At 50.5% G+C, this 222-nt stretch carries 1 pseudogene; it reads left to right on the top strand.

From position 1 onward, the window contains the following. Positions 1-124: pseudogene (locus ACP7IZ_RS13930) on the top strand (IS5/IS1182 family transposase); the annotation flags it as partial. Positions 125-222: the final 98 nt, after the last annotated feature.

The raw sequence follows: 222 nt of genomic DNA on the forward strand, positions 1-222 counted from the left end.
GGATCGTCATGCACGATGGACACTTAAGTTCACGAAGGCGAAGCGGCAGGACGATGGAACCATACCGTCGAGCGATCTCGCCATCCCGTTCTTTGGCTACAAATCCCACGTTGAATTGCCCCGGGTTTTGTGGAGACGTTTTTTATCTGATTTAAGCGGCTAATGCATGTGATTTCTGTTGTGCATAAAAGCGTGCCTCAGCTTCTGCTGGCGGGATGTTTC

This window comes from Acetobacter sp. AAB5, assembly GCF_050106715.1.
In the GTDB taxonomy this organism is placed as follows: Bacteria; Pseudomonadota; Alphaproteobacteria; order Acetobacterales; family Acetobacteraceae; genus Acetobacter; species Acetobacter oryzifermentans.